The sequence below is a fragment of the Pseudomonas neuropathica genome (genome assembly GCF_015461835.1).
Lineage (GTDB): Bacteria > Pseudomonadota > Gammaproteobacteria > Pseudomonadales > Pseudomonadaceae > Aquipseudomonas > Aquipseudomonas neuropathica.
In genome coordinates, this window is sequence record NZ_JACOPX010000027.1 from 23,581 (window position 1) to 36,849 (window position 13,269).

The 13,269-nt window shown below is 58.1% G+C and carries 15 protein-coding genes; 9 read left to right on the forward strand and 6 right to left on the reverse strand.

The window, feature by feature from the left end; genetic code table 11:
• Positions 1–96: 96 nt before the first annotated feature.
• Positions 97–993, reverse strand: a complete 897-nt coding sequence (locus H8F23_RS27800; RefSeq protein ID WP_176091778.1) for a GlxA family transcriptional regulator — start codon at positions 991–993, stop codon at positions 97–99.
• Positions 994–1,243: 250 nt separating this feature from the next.
• On the opposite strand from H8F23_RS27800, the gene H8F23_RS27805 reads away from it, so the two are divergent.
• Entirely contained in the window at positions 1,244–2,380 is a 1,137-nt protein-coding gene (locus H8F23_RS27805) for an acyl-CoA dehydrogenase family protein (protein WP_194936485.1), read from the forward strand.
• A 106-nt stretch (positions 2,381–2,486) separates the two neighbouring features.
• Here H8F23_RS27805 and H8F23_RS27810 read toward each other — a convergent pair whose 3' ends face one another.
• Entirely contained in the window at positions 2,487–3,527 is a 1,041-nt protein-coding gene (locus H8F23_RS27810) for an NADP(H)-dependent aldo-keto reductase (protein WP_194936486.1), read from the reverse strand.
• A gap of 245 nt (positions 3,528–3,772) precedes the next feature.
• On the opposite strand from H8F23_RS27810, the gene rplM reads away from it, so the two are divergent.
• From rplM to H8F23_RS27845, 7 genes are all read left to right on the forward strand, one after another.
• Positions 3,773–4,201 (forward strand): 50S ribosomal protein L13, encoded by a 429-nt coding sequence (rplM, locus tag H8F23_RS27815; protein WP_007917032.1) that lies wholly within the window; start codon positions 3,773–3,775, stop codon positions 4,199–4,201.
• 14 nt (positions 4,202–4,215) lie between these two features.
• Positions 4,216–4,608, forward strand: a complete 393-nt coding sequence (rpsI, locus tag H8F23_RS27820; protein ID WP_008080273.1) for a 30S ribosomal protein S9 — start codon at positions 4,216–4,218, stop codon at positions 4,606–4,608.
• 269 nt (positions 4,609–4,877) lie between these two features.
• Positions 4,878–5,471 carry a ubiquinol-cytochrome c reductase iron-sulfur subunit gene (gene petA, locus H8F23_RS27825; RefSeq protein ID WP_003228055.1) on the forward strand — a complete coding sequence of 198 codons (594 nt, stop codon included), beginning with the start codon at positions 4,878–4,880 and terminating at the stop codon, positions 5,469–5,471.
• Complete coding sequence (locus H8F23_RS27830; protein WP_186624761.1) at positions 5,471–6,682, forward strand: cytochrome b; 1,212 nt, start codon at positions 5,471–5,473, stop codon at positions 6,680–6,682. Before petA ends, H8F23_RS27830 begins: the two co-directional genes overlap by 1 nt.
• A complete protein-coding gene (locus H8F23_RS27835) occupies positions 6,682–7,464 on the forward strand; it encodes a cytochrome c1 (RefSeq protein WP_194936487.1) in 783 nt (260 codons plus the stop codon). Before H8F23_RS27830 ends, H8F23_RS27835 begins: the two co-directional genes overlap by 1 nt.
• Positions 7,465–7,610: 146 nt before the next feature.
• Positions 7,611–8,228 (forward strand): glutathione S-transferase N-terminal domain-containing protein, encoded by a 618-nt coding sequence (locus tag H8F23_RS27840; protein WP_007917025.1) that lies wholly within the window; start codon positions 7,611–7,613, stop codon positions 8,226–8,228.
• A gap of 16 nt (positions 8,229–8,244) precedes the next feature.
• Positions 8,245–8,658 carry a ClpXP protease specificity-enhancing factor gene (locus H8F23_RS27845; protein ID WP_064120489.1) on the forward strand — a complete coding sequence of 138 codons (414 nt, stop codon included), beginning with the start codon at positions 8,245–8,247 and terminating at the stop codon, positions 8,656–8,658.
• A 51-nt stretch (positions 8,659–8,709) separates the two neighbouring features.
• On the opposite strand, the gene H8F23_RS27850 is transcribed toward H8F23_RS27845, so the two are convergent.
• The 4 genes from H8F23_RS27850 to H8F23_RS27865 form a co-directional block, all read right to left on the reverse strand.
• Positions 8,710–9,288 (reverse strand): BON domain-containing protein, encoded by a 579-nt coding sequence (locus tag H8F23_RS27850; RefSeq protein ID WP_007917023.1) that lies wholly within the window; start codon positions 9,286–9,288, stop codon positions 8,710–8,712.
• A complete protein-coding gene (locus H8F23_RS27855) occupies positions 9,285–9,878 on the reverse strand; it encodes a phosphoheptose isomerase (protein WP_093430691.1) in 594 nt (197 codons plus the stop codon). The genes H8F23_RS27850 and H8F23_RS27855 overlap by 4 nt, the downstream gene beginning before the upstream one ends.
• A 104-nt stretch (positions 9,879–9,982) precedes the next feature.
• Entirely contained in the window at positions 9,983–10,345 is a 363-nt protein-coding gene (locus H8F23_RS27860; RefSeq protein ID WP_194936488.1) for a YraN family protein, read from the reverse strand.
• Entirely contained in the window at positions 10,345–12,156 is a 1,812-nt protein-coding gene (locus H8F23_RS27865) for a penicillin-binding protein activator (RefSeq protein WP_194936489.1), read from the reverse strand. The genes H8F23_RS27860 and H8F23_RS27865 overlap by 1 nt, the downstream gene beginning before the upstream one ends.
• 177 nt (positions 12,157–12,333) lie before the next feature.
• Here H8F23_RS27865 and rsmI point away from each other — a divergent pair, with 177 nt between their 5' ends.
• On the forward strand, positions 12,334–13,239 hold the full coding sequence (gene rsmI, locus H8F23_RS27870; RefSeq protein ID WP_093430688.1) for a 16S rRNA (cytidine(1402)-2'-O)-methyltransferase: 906 nt from the start codon (positions 12,334–12,336) through the stop codon (positions 13,237–13,239).
• Positions 13,240–13,269: the final 30 nt, after the last annotated feature.

Consider the following 13,269-nt stretch of genomic DNA (forward strand, 5'->3'; position numbering starts at 1 on the left):
CTCGCGATAGCGGTGGATCAGTCACATAAATGCTGCATGGACGGACGCAATCGCGAGCAGGCTCACTCCTACATGGGGTTGTGTATGGGCAGAGGGCTAAGCAGCCTGCTGAAACTGCTGCCGATACTGGTTCGGCGACAGCTCGGTGTGCTGGCGGAACAGCCGCGCAAAGAAACTCGCATCATCGTAACCGACCTCATAACTGATGGTCTTGATGCTCTTGCGGCTGCCGGACAGCAAACCTTTCGCGGTTTCGATACGCAGGCGTTGCAGGTAATGCAATGGCTTGTCACCGGTGGCGGTCTGGAAGCGGCGCATGAAGTTGCGGATGCTCATGCCGTGCTCGCGGGCGACGTCTTCGAAGCGGAACTTGTCGGCGAAATGCTCTTCGAGCCAGTGCTGGATCTGCAGGATAATCACGTCCTGATGCAGCTTCTGCCCACCGAAACCGATGCGTCCCGGCGCATAGCTGCGCTGCACTTCATAGAGAATGTCGCGGGCCACGGCTTGCGCAACGTTGGCCCCGCAGAAACGCTCGATCAAGTAGATGTACAGGTCGCAGGCTGACGTGGTGCCGCCGGCGCAATACAAGTTGTCGGCATCGGTCAGGTGTTTGTCCTGATTGAGATAGACCTTGGGAAAGCGCTCGGCGAATGCATTGAAGAAGCGCCAGTAGGTGGTCGCTTCCTTGCCGTTGAGCAGGCCGGCCTCGGCCAGCCAGAACACCCCGGTGGCTTCGCCGCACAACACCGCGCCACGAGCGTGCTGTTCACGCAGCCAGGGCAACACTTGCGGATAACGGCTGCACAGCGTATCGAAATCGTCCCAGAACGCCGGGAGAATAATGACATCGGCGTTTTCCAGGCCACCGTCGACCGGCATTACCACGTCACTGAAACTGTTCACTGGTTTGCCGTCGGGGCTGACCAGGCGTGTTTCGAACGCTGGAGTCAGGCCGTGGCCCAGTTGTTTGCCATAACGCAGGCTGGCCAGATGGAAGAAATCCTTGGCTTGCATGAGAGTGGAGGCGAAAACCCGGTCGATTGCCAGGATGCTGACGCGCCGCAAGGGCGTGGAGACTTGCTTGGACATAATTCAACTTTTGTTTTGTTTTTATAAGGGAAAGTGGTCACCAGACGGCTGGATCGTCTTATTTTTTGTCGGATGTGTCCAGTGTCCTGTGTCAGAGGGGAGGCTTAGTCTCTGAAGGTCATCTCCCTCCAACAACAAAGAAAGGTGCCGCATGATCCCCAGAACCTTGTTCAGCCCCGAGCACGAATTGTTTCGCGACAGCGTACGAACCTTCCTCGAAAAAGAGGCGGTGCCGTTCCATGCGCAATGGGAGAAACAAGGCCATATCGACCGCAAACTGTGGAACAAGGCAGGGGAGGCGGGGATGCTCTGCTCGCACCTGCCGGAAGAATACGGCGGCCTGGGGGCGGACTTTCTCTACAGTGCGGTGGTGATCGAGGAGGTCGGGCGACTGGGTTTGACCGGCATCGGCTTCTCGCTGCATTCGGACATTGTCGCGCCGTACATCCTGCATTACGGCAGCGAGGCGCTGAAGCACAAATACCTGCCGAAACTGGTTTCGGGCGAGATGGTCACGGCCATCGCCATGACCGAGCCGGGGGCGGGTTCCGATCTGCAAGGTGTGAAGACCACCGCTGTGCTGGACGGTGACGAATATGTGATCAACGGTTCGAAAACCTTCATTACCAACGGCTTTCTCGCGGATCTGGTGATCGTGGTGGCCAAGACCGACCCAAAGGCCGGCGCCAAGGGCACCAGCCTGTTTCTGGTGGAAGCGGGTACGCCGGGTTTCGATAAGGGCAAGCGCCTTGAGAAGGTTGGTATGAAGGCGCAGGACACGTCTGAATTGTTTTTCCAGGACGTGCGCGTGCCGAAAGAAAACCTGCTGGGGCAGGCCGGGGCCGGATTCGCTTATCTGATGCAGGAATTGCCTCAGGAACGTCTGACGGTGGCGATCGGTGGCCTGGCTTCAGCTGAAGCAGCGTTGCAATGGACGCTTGATTACACCCGCGATCGCAAGGCGTTCGGCAAAGCCATTGCCGACTTCCAGAACACCCGCTTCAAGCTGGCAGAGATGGCGACTGAAATTCAGATCGGCCGAGTGTTCGTCGATAAATGTCTGGAGCTGCACCTGCAAGGCAAGCTCGACGTGCCGACGGCGGCGATGGCGAAATACTGGGGCACCGATCTGCAATGCAAGGTGCTCGACGAGTGCGTGCAGTTGCATGGCGGTTACGGCTTCATGTGGGAGTACCCAGTGGCCCGGGCGTGGGCGGATGCGCGGGTGCAGCGGATTTATGCCGGCACCAATGAAATCATGAAGGAGATTATTGCGCGCTCGCTCTGAAATTCTGGTGGCTGTCAGACCGCTATCGCGAGCAGGCTCACTCCTACAGGGAAATGCATTCCAGAATGTAGGAGTGAGCCTGCTCGCGATTGGCTCTATGAATCAATCAAGGCGCTGGGTTCGGGTGATCCTTGTGAATCGCCTCGATCCCTGCCAGCACTTCATCGGATAGCTTCAGATCGAAACTGGCAATGTTGCTGTCCAGTTGCTCAAGCGTCGTCGCGCCAATGATGTTACTCGTGACGAATGGTTGCTGAGTGACGAACGCCAATGCCATCTGCGCCGGGTCCAGACCGTGCTCCCGGGCCAGCGCGACATAACGGCTGCACGCTGCTTCCGACTGCGCATTGAAATAGCGGCTGAAGCGACTGTAGAGGCTCAGGCGACCTTTCGGTGGACGAGCGCCACCTTCGTACTTGCCTGACAGGAAACCAAACGCCAGCGGCGAATAGGCGAGCAGGCCGCACTGTTCACGGATGGCGACTTCCGCCAGGCCCACTTCAAAACTGCGGTTGAGCAGGTTGTAGGGGTTCTGGATCGACACCGCGCGCGGCCAGCCACGGGCTTCGGCCAAGGCCAGAAAACGCATCGTGCCCCACGGGGTTTCGTTGGACAGGCCGATGTGGCGAATCTTGCCGGCCTTCACTTGCTCGTCGAGTGCTTCGAGAGTGTCTTCGAGCGGGGTCAGGTTGGCTTCGATCTTGTGCTTGTAACCCAGCTGTCCGAAAAAGTTGGTGCTGCGCTCCGGCCAGTGCAATTGATACAGGTCGATGTAATCGGTCTGCAGGCGCTCGAGGCTGGCGTCCACCGCTGCGGTGATGTGCTGGCGGTTATGGCGCAGGTTTTTGTCGCGGATGTAGTCGATGGTGTTGCCGGGGCCGGCGATCTTGCTGGCGAGGATCCAGTCGGCGCGATCACCGCGACTCTTGAAGTAATTGCCGATGTAGCGCTCGGTGGTGGCGTAGGTTTCGGCTTTCGGCGGCACCGGGTACATCTCAGCGGTGTCGATGAAATTGATCCCGGCTTCTTTGGCCCGTTCAATCTGTGCGAAGGCTTCAGCTTCAGTGTTTTGCTCGCCCCAGGTCATGGTGCCGAGGCAGATTGCACTCACGTTCAGGTCGGTACGGCCTAGCTGGCGATAGTCCATCGGGTGCTCCTTGGGCAAAACAATCATAAAAGCAGGTTGAAATATTTTTCGCAATCTGCATAATTGCCGACCTCTTTCTGCAGTGGAAGTGATGCGCCGCCGCCGAAGAATCTTGCCGTTGAACGGACGCGCCGACCCGAGCCCCCGAAAGCGTCTGTATCCGGCTGCCTTTGACTTGTCAAAGTACGCACTATTCAGTAAGATCCGCCGTCTAATTTACAGGGCGGCCCCTGAGGCTATAAAGAATGAAAACTTTTACTGCTAAACCGGAAACAGTAAAGCGCGACTGGTTTGTCGTCGACGCTGCTGGTCAGACCCTGGGTCGTCTGGCCACCGAAATCGCGAGCCGTCTGCGTGGCAAGCACAAGCCTGAGTACACTCCTCACGTTGACACCGGCGACTACATCGTCGTAATCAACGCCGAGCAGATTCGTGTTACCGGTGCTAAAACCACTGACAAAATGTACTACTCCCACTCCGGTTTCCCGGGCGGCATCAAGTCGATCAACTTTGAAAAGCTGATCGCTAAAGCCCCTGAGCGCGTGATCGAGACCGCGGTTAAAGGCATGCTGCCTAAAAACCCACTGGGTCGCGACATGTACCGTAAGCTGAAAGTCTATGCGGGCGCTGCACACCCACATACTGCTCAGCAGCCCCAAGAACTGAAGTTTTAACGGAATAGTACATTATGTCGGCGACTCAAAATTACGGCACTGGCCGTCGCAAGACCGCAACCGCACGCGTTTTCCTGCGTCCGGGTACTGGTAACATCTCCATCAACAACCGTTCGCTGGAAAACTTCTTCGGCCGTGAAACTGCCCGCATGGTAGTTCGCCAGCCGCTGGAGCTGACTGAGACTGTCGAGAAGTTCGACATCTACGTCACCGTGATCGGCGGTGGTGTAAGTGGTCAAGCTGGCGCAATCCGCCACGGCATCACTCGCGCTCTGATGGACTACGACGAAACCCTGCGTGGCGCTCTGCGCAAAGCTGGCTTCGTTACTCGCGACGCCCGTGAAGTTGAACGTAAGAAAGTTGGTCTGCGTAAAGCGCGTAAGCGTCCGCAGTACTCGAAGCGTTAATTCCGCTTCCGCGTTCAAAAAGAACGCCCGCCTCCTCACGGAAGCGGGCGTTTTTTTATGCCTGCGATTTATCAAAGAATTGCGCTGCGACAACTTGCCACTTCCGTAGACCCCCTATACTGCAAGGCTTGAGGGTAAGAGCTCCGGGTAATTCCCTTGTCAGAATTGGGGCTTTTCATTACCATTCGGCAAAATTTTTATAAGTAACATTGATTTATTTAGTAGATGCCTGATTTAACAGGCCACAAAAGCTGATGGGAGAGGACTGAATGAGCAATGACGGCGTGAATGCAGGCCGGCGTCGCTTCTTGGTAGCAGCCACATCCGTGGTGGGTGCTGCAGGAGCGGTGGGGGCTGCGGTCCCGTTCGTGGGGTCATGGTTTCCCAGTGCCAAGGCGAAAGCCGCTGGTGCACCGGTGAAAGTGAATGTCAGCAAAATCGAGCCAGGACAGCAGATGATTGCTGAGTGGCGCGGCCAGCCGGTGTTCATTGTCCGCCGTACTGCGGAAATCCTGGGGAATCTCAAGAAGATCGAGGGCCAGCTCTCCGATCCGACCTCCAAAAACTCCACGCAACCCACCTATGTCGACCCTGAAGTGCGTTCGATCAAGCCGGAAATTCTGCTGCTGATCGGGATCTGCACGCACCTGGGTTGCTCACCAACCTTCCGTCCCGAAGTGGCACCTGCGGATCTGGGTAAAGACTGGGTCGGTGGCTATTTCTGCCCTTGCCACGGTTCCCACTACGATCTGGCTGGCCGCGTCTACAAGTCGCAACCTGCGCCTTTGAACCTGCCAGTTCCCCCGCATTCCTATGAGACCGATGACCTGATTGTCATTGGCGTCGATACGGAGAAAGCGTGATGAGCAAGTTCATGGATTGGGTTGATGCGCGCTTTCCTGCGACCAAAATGTGGGAAGACCATCTCAGCAAGTATTACGCTCCAAAAAACTTCAACTTCTTCTACTTCTTCGGCTCCCTGGCGCTGCTGGTGCTGGTCAATCAGATCGTTACCGGTGTCTGGCTGACGATGAGCTACACCCCGTCGGCAGAAGAAGCGTTCGCTTCCGTTGAATACATCATGCGCGACGTCGAGTACGGCTCGATCCTGCGTCTGCTGCACTCGACCGGCGCTTCGGCGTTCTTCATCGTGGTCTATCTGCACATGTTCCGTGGTCTGCTTTACGGTTCTTATCAGAAGCCGCGTGAGCTGGTCTGGGTCTTCGGCATGCTGATTTACCTAGCGCTGATGGCCGAAGCTTTCATGGGTTATCTGCTGCCATGGGGCCAGATGTCGTACTGGGGCGCCCAGGTGATTATCTCGCTGTTCGGTGCGATTCCTGTCATCGGCAACGACCTGACGCAGTGGATTCGTGGTGACTACCTGATCTCCGGGATCACCCTGAACCGCTTCTTCGCCTTGCACGTTGTCGCGCTGCCGATCGTGATTCTCGGCCTGGTGGTGTTGCACATTCTGGCGCTGCACGAAGTCGGTTCGAACAACCCTGATGGCGTCGACATCAAGAAGCACAAAGACGAAAACGGCATCCCGCTGGATGGCATTGCCTTCCACCCGTACTACACCGTGAAGGACATTGTCGGTGTCGTAGTGTTCCTGTTTATCTTCTGTTTTATTGTGTTCTTCTTCCCGGAAATGGGCGGTTACTTCCTCGAAAAACCAAACTTCGAGCAAGCCAACCCGTTCAAGACACCTGAGCACATTGCCCCGGTTTGGTACTTCACGCCGTTCTACGCCATCCTGCGTGCGATCCCGGACAAGCTCATGGGCGTGATCGCCATGGGGGCGGCGATTGCGGTGCTGTTCGTACTGCCGTGGCTGGATCGAAGCCCGGTCAAATCGATGCGCTACAAAGGCTGGATGAGCAAGATCTGGCTGCTGGTGTTCTGCATTTCGTTCGTGATTCTCGGCGTTCTTGGTGTGCTTGCGCCGACGCCGGAGCGAACCTTGCTGTCGCAGGTCTGCACCTTCCTGTACTTCGCCTACTTCATTCTGATGCCGTTCTACACCAGGCTCGAGAAGACCAAACCGGTTCCGGAAAGGGTGACTGGCTGATGAAAAAGTTATTTTTTGCTCTGATTTTTGCTGCGTTGCCTGTGCTGTCTTTCGCTGCCGAACACGGTGGTCCGGAGCTGGAAAAAGTCGATATCGACGTGTCCGACAAGGCTGCCCTGCAAGATGGTGCGCGTACCTTTGCCAACTATTGCATGGGTTGCCACAGTGCCAAGTTCCAGCGTTACGAGCGGGTTGCCGATGATTTGGGCATTCCTCACGAAATGATGCTGGAGAAGGTGGTGTTCACCGGCGCCAAGATTGGCGATCACATGAACATCGGCATGCAGCCTGCTGATGCCAAGACCTGGTTCGGCGCGGCACCCCCGGATCTGACTCTGGTCGCTCGTGTGCGTGGCACTGACTGGCTCTACGGTTACCTGAAGTCGTTCTACGAAGATCCTGCACGTCCATGGGGCGTGAACAACAAGGTTTTCCCGAACGTCGGCATGCCTAACGTGCTGGTCGGCCTGCAAGGTCGTCAGGTCGTGGGTTGCAAGCAGGTGCAGATCGTCGAAGACGGCAAGAAGCAATATGATCCGCTGACCGGTACGCCTCTGACTCATGAAGCGTGCGATCAACTGACCATCGTGCCGAAATCCGGTGCTCTGAACGAAGAGCAGTTCGATGAGAAGGTCAAGAATCTGGTAACCTTCCTGGCTTACTCGGCTAACCCGGTTAAGCTGCAACATCAGCGCATCGGTACTTACGTCTTGCTGTACCTGGCGTTCTTCTTTGTGTTCGCCTACCTGCTCAAGCGTGAATACTGGAAAGACGTGCACTGATACGCTTCAAGCATTGCTGTTAATCGCGCGCGCCCAAGGGCGCCTCCGATAGCGCAACGTCTGGTTTGCCAGGTGTTGCGGGAGGCGCCCTCTGGGCGCGCGCGTTTTTCCGGTTCCGATAATTTCAACAAGCGAGGAGGATCGCCATGGGCGTGACCAATCGGTTGGCCTGTTACTCCGACCCCGCCGACCACTATTCCCACCGAGTGCGCATCGTGCTTGCAGAGAAGGGTGTCAGCGCCGAGATCATTTATGTGGAAGCTGGTCGCCAGCCGCCTAAACTGATTGAGGTAAACCCTTACGGCAGTCTGCCGACGCTGGTCGATCGTGACCTGGCGTTGTGGGAGTCGACCGTGGTGATGGAATATCTGGATGAGCGTTACCCGCACCCGCCGTTGATGCCGGTTTATCCGGTGGCGCGTGCCAACAGCCGTTTGCTGATTCATCGAATTCAGCGCGACTGGTGTGGTCTGGTGGATCTGATTCTGGATCCCAAGTCCAAGGAGGCCGCGCGTGTCGTGGCGCGCAAGGAATTGCGTGAAAGCCTGACGGGCGTGTCGCCATTGTTTGCCGACAAGCCGTTTTTCCTCAGTGAGGAACAAAGTCTGGTGGATTGCTGCCTATTGCCAATACTCTGGCGTTTGCCGATTCTGGGTATTGAACTGCCGCGGCCAGCCAAGCCGCTGCTTGATTATATGGAGCGCTCGTTTGCGCGTGAGGCTTTCCAGGCGAGTCTGTCTGGTGTCGAACGCGATATGCGCTAAGGCTTAAGGAGCCGCTATGAACTCCAGTCGACCTTATCTGGTCCGCGCGCTCTACGAGTGGATTGTTGATAACGATTGCACCCCGCACATGCTGGTCAACTCTGAATACCCGGCAGTGCAGGTGCCGCAGGGTTTCGCCAGTGACGGCCAGATTGTCCTGAACATCTCGCCAAGCGCGGTGCGTCATCTGCACATGGACAACGACGTGGTGACCTTCGAGGGTCGCTTCGGTGGCGTTCCGCACAGCTTGTACGTGCCGATCAGCGCGATTCTGGGGATCTACGCCCGGGAGAACGGTCAAGGCATGGTGTTTGATCTCGAGTCGCCGATGGATGACGAAGAAGAGATCGAGGCGGATGACGACTTGCCGCCACCGGACAGCGAGCCGCCGCGCCCTAGTGGTCGGCCAAGCCTGAAGGTGGTGAAGTAATAAAAAAGGCGATCCGGATGGATCGCCTTTTTTATGCGCGCGTTTCGGCTGTCAGTCGATGTATTCGAACAGCTTGACGATTTTCTGTACGCCGGAAACGCCCTGAACCAGATTGGTGGCCTGAGTGGCTTCCTGTTTGGTCAGCAGGCCCAGCAAATAGACGATACCGTTCTCGGTCACGACCTTGATGCGCGAGCCAGGAATGCTGGCATCGGTGAGCATCTGGGTCTTGATCTTGGACGTCAGCCAAGTGTCATTCTGGCGAGCCAGGAAACCGGACGGCGGTATGACCTGCAGTTCGTTGTGAACGGTTTTTACCCGTTGCACGGCGGCTGCCGCTTGTTCGGCTTTGGCTTTCAAGTCTGCGCGAGGCGTTTGACCGGCCAGCAAGACAACGCCGTTGAAACTGGTGACGACGATGTGCGAGTCGTTGTCCAGGGCCGGGTCGGCTTTGGCCACGTTTACGCCCACTTTGGTTTCGATCAACGAGTCATCGATCTTGCTGCCGAAGGTGCGGGTACCGCGGTCGTCATCGATCGGCGCTTCACGGCTGGCGTTCACCACCGAGGTGCAGCCGCTGATGCCGAGGCACAGGGTCAAGGCCAGAAGGCCAAGGCGATTAGGGGTCATTCTTCACTCCCGAACAGTTGGCTGTCGATCAGATCGCAGAGGCAATGGATCGCCAGCAAGTGGACTTCTTGAATACGTGCAGTGACATTGGCCGGTACGCGGATCTCGACGTCTTCGGGCAGCAGCAGTGACGCCATGCCGCCACCATCGCGTCCGGTCATAGCTACGACAATCATTTCGCGATCATGTGCGGCCTGGATCGCTTGAATAATGTTCGCCGAGTTACCGCTGGTCGAAATCGCCAGCAGCACATCGCCCGACTGACCGAGGGCGCGGATCTGCTTGGAGAACACTTCGTTGTAGCTGTAGTCGTTGGCGATTGAGGTGATCGTCGAAGTATCGGTGGTCAGCGCAATCGCCGGCAGGCTCGGACGCTCGCGCTCGAAGCGGTTGAGCAGCTCCGAGGAAAAATGCTGAGCGTCGCCGGCCGACCCACCGTTGCCGCACGAGAGCATTTTGCCTCCGTTGAGCAGGGTGTTGACCATGATCTGGCTGGCTTGCTCGATGTGCGGTGCAAGTACGTCCATCGCCTGTTGCTTGGTGTCGATACTGGCCTGGAAAAGCTGGCGAATTCGGGATTGCATGTCCATCTGTGTGACCTTAAGTAGCGCGGCTGTCCGGCACATGAATGTGCAGCCCGCAAAGCAAAGAGCAAAATTTGTCGGTGGGATTGTCCGGGTCGCAACGCCGACGATCAACTGTCGAAAGCATTCTGCAACCAGTTCAGCTGACTCGGATGGCTGTCGATGGCCACCACGTCGAAGCGGCAAGGGGAATTGGCCCAACGCGATTCGCGCTGAAGAAAATACTGTGCAGCGAAAATCAGTTTCTGCTGCTTGCGCCCATCGATGCTAGCGAGCGCGCCACCCCATTGAGTGTTTTTTCTGTAGCGAACTTCAACGAATACTACTGTATCGCCATCAAGCATGACCAGATCAAGCTCGCCGCGTTTGCATAACCAGTTCTGCGCCAGCAGGCGCAGACCTTGTTGTAACAGATGCTCGAGCGCCTGGCGCTCGGCATCCTTGCCGCTTTGCGAGCGTGACCTGTCGGGCATCAGCGCGGGGTGTCCGGCAGGCGCTGTACCTGCCCGCTGACGAATTGCGCCCAAGGCAATTGACGCACGACGCGTTGGGTCTGGGTCATGCCGAGGCTGCCCGACTCACCGTCGATGCGACTGTCTGGCAGGGCCTTGAGTTGACCCAGGCGCGGTGCCAGGCGGTAGGCATCCACACCCATCGCGTACAGGCGACCGAGGCTGCCGGCGGCTTGCGGCCACTGCGCAACCACTTGCTGACGCAGTGGATCGCTGTTGTCCAGCAACCATGGGGTTTCGCAGAAGCGGATGCCGTTCATGTCGTTGTACTGGTTGACGTCGCCGCTGGCGCTGTAAACGTGCGAAGTCGCGTACACCGGAACGTCACCCGCGTACTGGAAGTTCAGGGTTGGCTTGATCTGCTGCGCCTGTTGAGGGGTTGCGGCGAGGAAGATGAATTCGATGTCCTGACGACGCGAAGGCTGCGCGGCGACGTTGGTGCCGGCGGCATTCTGCAGGCTCTTGGCGCGCGCTTCGCTTTGACGCAGCTGGAACATGTCGGCGATCTGCTGGGCAAGTTGTACTGGCTGATCAACACGCTCGGTGGCGACGATGCTGCCACCGTTGGCCTGCCAGTCTTGGCTGAAAGCACGCAGTACGCGGTCGCCCCATTCGCCTTTCGGCACCATGATCGCGGCGCGGTGCAGGCCATCGGCGCGGGCGCGGCGCGAGACTTCGCGGGCTTCGTCTTCAGCTGCCAGACCAAACTGGAACAGTTGTGCCGGACCTTGATCGCCTTCGCTGTAGTTCAGCGCGAGGGTGGTGATCGGCAGTTGCGGGCGAGTGCTCAATTGTTTGACCAGTGGTTTTTCCAGCGGGCCAACGACCAGTTGCACGCCGTCAGCCTGAGCCTTGCGGTAGAACTCGTCCATCGAAGTCAGCTTGGAACTGTCGTAGAACTCGATCGCTGGCGGCTTTTGCCCGGCCTGTTGAGCCTGGTAGTGCGCAGCCATGAAACCTTCACGCAGTGCCTTGCCAACAGCGGCCAGTGGGCCGTCCTGTGGCAGCAGCAGGGCGATCTTGCTCAGTGGCTGGCTGGCCAGTTCCTTGAGTTTGGTCAGCGGCAACGGCAGGTTGATCGCCGCCGGGTGCTTTGGATTCTGCGCGCGCCAGGTGTCGATCGCCGCTTGCTGCTGTTCCAGGGTGCCAGCGGATTTCACTGCCATGGCCAGCCCCATCCAGCCGCCGAGGTCGTCGGTGCTGTTCGGTTGCAGTTGATCAGTTGGCAGCGAGCCGATCAGAGTCCAGATCGCTTCGTGGTTCTTGCTCGCGGCTTCGCCTTGCAGCATCGGTGCGATGAACACGCGCTCGCGGGCAGCGGCCAGGGTCTGGCCATCGGCCTCAAGGGCGCGGGCATGCACGGTGCCGGTGCGCACTTGCTGTTCTTCAGGCATCTCGCCCAAGTGCTGCAGGCTTGGATGGCTCAGGGCGGTCAGCGCGGCTTTCGGCTGATTGCGTGTCATCGCCAGTTCAGCGTTCAAGGTGCTGGCGAAAATCTGCTGGCCGGGCTTGAGTTGCTCCATCGGCACTTGTTGCAGGATTTGCGCGGACTGTCCGGCATTGCCCTGGCGGTAGGCCAGGTCTGCGGCGCTCAGGCGCAACAGGGCGGCTTTTTCCGGGGTTTTCGCCTGGGTCGCCTGTTCGAGCAGTTGCTCGATGCTGGCATCCGGGGTCCGTGGAAGTTCGCCAAGGCTGGAGGAAGGGGAGCTGGCGCAAGCCGCCAACAGGGCAGCGAGGCAGAAGGCAGTGAACAGCCGCAGGCAAGCGATCATGTAAGTGTTCCTGATACTCGATCAAATTAGCGTCGAATTGTACCCAAGCACTGGCCGGGGCGCGATGTTACTGGCGTGAATCGGACGATTTAGCTGAAGTAAATGTTGCAGTGCTGCATAACCACGGACAAAACCGTGGTGGCTCGAAGCGCGTCGCAAGCCTCGTGTCGCGCTACAATGGCCGCTTTTACCGATCACGAGGTGTGCGCTTTGACTGCTCCAGGTTCCCTGAATTCCGCTGCTGGCTCGCTTTATGTGGTGGCGACGCCCATCGGCAACCTGGACGACATCAGCGCCCGGGCCCTGAAGATCCTCCGCGAAGTGGCCTTGATCGCAGCCGAAGACACACGTCATTCGGCGCGTCTGATGCAACACTTCGGGATCGGCACGCCGCTGGCCGCGTGTCACGAACACAATGAACGAGATGAAGGTAGCCGCTTTATTACCCGCTTGCTGGCGGGTGATAACGTCGCGTTGATTTCCGATGCGGGGACGCCGCTGATTTCCGATCCGGGGTATCACTTGGTGCGTCAGGCCCGCGCGGCCGGGATCAATGTCGTGCCAGTGCCGGGTGCCTGTGCGCTTATTGCCGCGCTGTCGGCGGCCGGTCTGCCGTCTGACCGTTTCATCTTCGAAGGTTTTCTGCCGGCCAAGTCGGTCGGACGCAAGGCGCGACTGGAAGCCGTCAAAGAAGAGCCGCGCACGTTGATCTTCTATGAAGCACCGCACCGCATTCTTGAATGTCTGCAGGATATGGAAGCCGTGTTTGGCGGTGAGCGCCAGGCATTGCTCGCCCGCGAGATCACCAAGACCTTCGAAACGCTCAAAGGTCTGCCATTGGCCGAGTTGCGCGCGTTCGTCGAATCCGACAGCAATCAGCAGCGCGGCGAATGCGTAGTGCTGGTGGCGGGCTGGACGGCACCGGAGTCCGAGGATGCCGTCAGCAGCGAGGCGATGCGTATTCTTGATCTGTTGCTCGAAGAGATGCCGCTCAAGCGTGCCGCCGCGTTGGCAGCACAAATCACTGGCGAGCGCAAAAACGTGCTGTATCAGGTCGCGCTGGAGAAACAGAAAGGCGTGTAAGCCGTCACCCATAGCGGTCTTGAGGCTTTT

Bases quoted from the DNA above. Each gene is read 5' to 3' on its own strand.
- H8F23_RS27805 (WP_194936485.1), top strand. From the start codon at position 1,244: ATGATCCCCAGAACCTTGTTCAGCCCCGAGCACGAATTGTTTCGCGAC.
- H8F23_RS27810 (WP_194936486.1), bottom strand. From the start codon at position 3,527: ATGGACTATCGCCAGCTAGGCCGTACCGACCTGAACGTGAGTGCAATC.
- rplM (WP_007917032.1), top strand. From the start codon at position 3,773: ATGAAAACTTTTACTGCTAAACCGGAAACAGTAAAGCGCGACTGGTTT.
- rpsI (WP_008080273.1), top strand. From the start codon at position 4,216: ATGTCGGCGACTCAAAATTACGGCACTGGCCGTCGCAAGACCGCAACC.
- petA (WP_003228055.1), top strand. From the start codon at position 4,878: ATGAGCAATGACGGCGTGAATGCAGGCCGGCGTCGCTTCTTGGTAGCA.
- H8F23_RS27830 (WP_186624761.1), top strand. From the start codon at position 5,471: ATGAGCAAGTTCATGGATTGGGTTGATGCGCGCTTTCCTGCGACCAAA.
- H8F23_RS27835 (WP_194936487.1), top strand. From the start codon at position 6,682: ATGAAAAAGTTATTTTTTGCTCTGATTTTTGCTGCGTTGCCTGTGCTG.
- H8F23_RS27840 (WP_007917025.1), top strand. From the start codon at position 7,611: ATGGGCGTGACCAATCGGTTGGCCTGTTACTCCGACCCCGCCGACCAC.
- H8F23_RS27845 (WP_064120489.1), top strand. From the start codon at position 8,245: ATGAACTCCAGTCGACCTTATCTGGTCCGCGCGCTCTACGAGTGGATT.
- H8F23_RS27850 (WP_007917023.1), bottom strand. From the start codon at position 9,288: ATGACCCCTAATCGCCTTGGCCTTCTGGCCTTGACCCTGTGCCTCGGC.
- H8F23_RS27855 (WP_093430691.1), bottom strand. From the start codon at position 9,878: ATGGACATGCAATCCCGAATTCGCCAGCTTTTCCAGGCCAGTATCGAC.
- H8F23_RS27860 (WP_194936488.1), bottom strand. From the start codon at position 10,345: ATGCCCGACAGGTCACGCTCGCAAAGCGGCAAGGATGCCGAGCGCCAG.
- H8F23_RS27865 (WP_194936489.1), bottom strand. From the start codon at position 12,156: ATGATCGCTTGCCTGCGGCTGTTCACTGCCTTCTGCCTCGCTGCCCTG.
- rsmI (WP_093430688.1), top strand. From the start codon at position 12,334: ATGGCCGCTTTTACCGATCACGAGGTGTGCGCTTTGACTGCTCCAGGT.